2 protein-coding genes and 1 pseudogene are annotated in these 4,204 nt (G+C 60.3%); all 3 read right to left on the bottom strand.

What is annotated here, in order from left to right; translation table 11 throughout:
• The coding region (locus tag AB4Z11_RS25040; RefSeq protein ID WP_442028477.1) for a TonB-dependent receptor plug domain-containing protein at positions 1 to 2,779 on the bottom strand (2,779 nt) is incomplete at its 3' end.
• Between the two features lie 252 nt (positions 2,780 to 3,031).
• A complete protein-coding gene (locus AB4Z11_RS25035; RefSeq protein ID WP_442028476.1) occupies positions 3,032 to 3,487 on the bottom strand; it encodes a cache domain-containing protein in 456 nt (151 codons plus the stop codon).
• 20 nt (positions 3,488 to 3,507) lie between these two features.
• A pseudogene (locus AB4Z11_RS25030) lies at positions 3,508 to 4,185 on the bottom strand (bifunctional [glutamate--ammonia ligase]-adenylyl-L-tyrosine phosphorylase/[glutamate--ammonia-ligase] adenylyltransferase); the annotation flags it as partial.
• Between the last annotated feature and the right edge of the window lie 19 nt (positions 4,186 to 4,204).

Below are 4,204 nucleotides of genomic sequence, written 5' to 3'. Positions count from 1 at the left end.
GCTCATAGCGCTTGGCCAGGGTGTAGGAGACTTGGAAGTCCTGGTAGGTCACCGAGCCCACTTTCACCGCGTTGCGTGGCAGGTCGTACTGGGCCAGGAACTGGTCATCCAGTGCGGACGGGCCGATGTAGGTGGTGGTGCCGCTGAAGGCCCATGGACCCCACTTGTAGGCCAGGTTCAGCACGCCGCGGTTCTTGGCCGAGCCGACTTCACCGGCCCAGTAGTCCTTGTCGGCGCCCGGCAGCGGGATGTCGTAGCCATCACGCAGCCAGGTCCAGGCTACCCGTGCAGCCAGGCGGCCAGGGCCGACGCGGTCAGCCCACGAGCCGGTGACGTCGACGCCTTCAGTGGCCTTGCCGCCGCTGTTGTTGGAGGACGAGTCGATGTACTGCAGCGAACCGGCATTGTTGGCGCCCACTGCCGCCGGACGACGGGTGATCACGTTACAGAAGGTGCCATCGCCGCCGTAGCAGTTCTGCAGTGCGAACTGGCGTGGGATGGACACGATGGCGTCCGAGATCTTGATGTCGAAGTAGTCCAGGGTGAAGGTGAACTTGCTCAGCATCGGAATCGACATCGGCGTCCACACGATACCGACCGTGGTGGAACGGCCTTTCTCTTCGTGCAGATTCGGATTGCCGCGGTCGTAGCCGCTGATGCCCTGCTTGTCGGCCTGGCTCAGGGTGAAGGCGCCGTTGGCATTGATGTTGGCCATCACGCCCGGTGCTGCGCGGCAGGCCGTGTCGCGTGCGCCTTGCGAGCTGGCGGTCACACCTTCGCACGGGTCGACGATATCGGCCGGGAAGGTCTGCTGCGGCGGCTGGAACAGCTCATTGATGTTCGGCGCACGGGTCGACAATGCACGCGTGCCGCGGAACTTCACATCACGCAACGGCGACCATTCCAGACCTGCATTCCAGCTGGAGGTGTAGCCCACTGTCGAATAATCGCCGCGGCGGAAGGCGCCCAGGAAGGCCAGGTCTTTGGCGAAAGGCTTGTCCTTCAGCAGGGGAGCGCGTACCTCGGCGAACAGTTCCTTCACGTTGAACTTACCGTAGGTTGGCGGCAGCGCGTTACCCGCGTTCAGGCCGGCCTGGGTCAGCGGGTCCGCTTCGCTGCGCGATTCTTCTGCGCGGTATTCGAAGCCTGCTGCCCAACCGATCTTACCGGCCGGCAGATCGAAGTATTCGCCGTTGATGGAAGCGCCGGCGATCTTCTGGGTCACGGCGGTATTCAGGCTGCCCGGGGCGGTCACGTATTTCAGCGCGTCCGGCGAGATGCTGTTGAAGCCGAAGACATTGATCGGTACGCAGCCCTGTGCCCGTGCATTGGCGTCGCGGCAGATGGCATCGGTGGTGCTGCCATTGTTGTTGACGTCATTCACGTCCGGAATGGCTTCCAGCGCATTGCGGAAGTTCAGCACATTGACCTGGCCGGTGGAAGTCTGCGATTCCTTGGTCTGGCCGTAGCCGACAAAGGCTTCGTAGTTCCACTCGGTGCCGGCGGTGAAGCTGCCCTTCAGGCCAGTCACCAGGCGGAAGGTATCGCGGTCGGCGCGGCTGGTACGTGCACCCACTTCGCTCAGGCGGCGGGTGAAGTAGTAGTCGCGGGCGCCATCGCCGTCGGTATCGGAGATGCGATCCCACAGATACTGCGGCACGATCGGATTACGCATCATGACGCCGTTCACATTGAACTCGGCTGGCACCTGGCCACCGGTGGCAGGGTAGATGTTTTCAGCACCCAGCGGGAACGGCTCGATGCGGCTGCTGACGCGGGTCGATGCATAAGTGCCCTCGAAGAAGGCGCTGTGCTTCTCGTTCAGGGCCAGATTGCCGTTCAGGGCAAACAGGTAGCGGTCGGTCGGCACTGCAATGGAGCGGAACTCGGAGCGGTTGAAGCCCGTTGCAGCCTGGCCGTTGGTGCCGTTGGTGTTCCATGGGATCACATTGCCGGAGCGGTCATAGGTGAAGCTGCCGCTGTCCGGGAAGAAGCGGCCCTGCGGCGCGAAGCTCGAATAGAAGGGGCGCTGCGCTTCAAAGAAGTTCTCGGTGTTGCCGCTCCAGGTCTGGTCGATCGCGGAAGCATCGCGGTCTTTCGACATCACGGCACCCTGCTTGGTGTAGCCGAAGTGGCCCATGATATTGCTGCCGCCGTCGGCGCTGGAGGTGCCGAAGGTCAGGGAGAATTTCTTCTTCAGGTCATCGCCCTTGTCGCTCTTGCCGTAGGTGGCGTCGGCGATCAGGCCGTTGAAGTTTTTCTTCAGGATGATGTTGACCACACCAGCCACAGCGTCCGAGCCGTAGGTAGCGGATGCGCCACCGGTCAGCAGTTCGACGCGCTCGATGAAGTCAGTCGGAATGGAGTTCAGGTCGACCGCGGTTTCGCCCGGAATACCGGCCACGAAGCGGCGGCCATTCACCAGCACCAGGGTACGCGAGGTGCCCAGGTTGCGCAGGTCGACGGTGGAGACGCCGACGCTGGAAGTCTGGAAGTTCGAGTTGGTCCGGCTGATGGTAGGCGTACTCATCGTCGGATTTTTCTGCAGCAGTTCCTGGATATTCGTCACGCCGGACGCTGCAATGTCGGCCGCGGTCAGCACTTGCAGGGGCGACGGCGATTCGGCGTTGGGGGAGGCGATGCGGGAACCGGTCACCATCACTTGCTGGACCGGCCCTTCTGGGGCGGTGGTTTGTGCATTTGCCTGCTGCATGCCAAGGGCGAGTGAACCAAGGCAGAGAAGGCGGATCGAACGAGCGATTGCTGTTTCTCGAATCATTCCCTACTCCTATTTATAAGTGTCGTATGGAACAGCTGGATGATTGCCACTGGAGGTTTGCCGTCCAGTCGCTATCGACACTTTAGGTGGAAAGGGGTGATGATTCTATTAATATTGAACTTTCACGTAGTTAAAAAACAACAGCTTGTCTTGTGCAATCGCAAAATGTAACAAACTATTCGGCAATAGAAATTTCATTTTGCGGGCGTCCAGAAATTTCGCCAAACGTCCGCAAACCCGGACAAACCGCGGCTATTTGTAGACTCCGGCGCCCACTAATACGTCGTCAACTTTCTCGATATAAGCCGATTTGTTATCAACAGTCTTGGTAACCGGGTTTGGCCACTTGTAGGAGACCCAGCCTTTGCCCTTGGTCTTGGCGGTGTCGACCATTTCCTTGATCATTGCCTTACCTTCACCATCCTTCATGTCGAGCAAGTTTTTGCCGACCATTTTGGGATTGTTGCCATGCGCAACAGCCACGCCATTCATGTCGTACACGAACACGTAAAGGTCACGGTCGTGATAGTCCTTGTTATTCGGATCGGCAATGGCGGCAAAGGTCTTGTCCTTGCCGTCCGCCTTGATGGCGGCGGCCGCTTTTTTCACCATCGCCATCGCCTCGTCCGAGGTGCCCTTGTCGGCAGCGAAGGCGGGCAGGGACAGCAGGCCCAGACCAATGACAACTCCACCCAGAAAAGCTTTCATCGTGTGTCTCCTTTTGTGAGTTATGTTCCAGCGAAGATAGCTTCCCACAAAAGCTTCACATTTGCAGCATGCACAGCAACACGGGCCGGATCAATGCGCGATTGCTCCTGGCCTTGCAGGCGCAGCTGGTGCTGCCATTTGCGCATATCGCGGTAGGCGTCCGCCACGTCGCTAGCGAGTGTGGAGTCGATCAGGCCCAGCGTGCCGGCCAGCTTGAGCAGGGCGATATTGCCGATATTGCCGGTCAGTTCGCGGTACTGCGATGCGTATTGCAGCACGATGTATTGCACGATGAATTCGATATCGATCATGCCGCCCTCGTCCTGCTTGAGGTCGAACAGATCGTTGCGGCTCGGACGCGCGTCGCGCATGCGCTGACGCATGGCCAGCACTTCCTGCTTCAGCGCGGCGCTGTCCGGTCGCTCCTTGCGCAGCACCTGGCAGCGGATCTTTTCGAAACGCTCGCCGATATCGGCATCGCCGGCGCAGAAACGGGCGCGGGTCAGGGCCTGGTGTTCCCAGATCCAGGCCGAGGATTGCTGGTATTTTTCGAAGGACTGCACGCTGGACACCAGCATGCCGCTGGCGCCGTCCGGGCGCAGGGCGGTGTCGATATCGAACAGGATGCCGGCCGAGGTGTGCGATGTCATCCAGGTGATGAAGCGCTGCGCCAGCTTGGCATACAAGCCCGGCGCATCCTACAAGCCCGGCGCATCC

The sequence above is a fragment of the Pseudoduganella sp. RAF53_2 genome (assembly GCF_052113985.1).
In the GTDB taxonomy this organism is placed as follows: domain Bacteria; phylum Pseudomonadota; class Gammaproteobacteria; order Burkholderiales; family Burkholderiaceae_D; genus Rugamonas.
The sequence above is the reverse complement of the archived record's forward strand: the minus strand, read 5'-3'. Positions and strand labels throughout refer to the sequence as shown.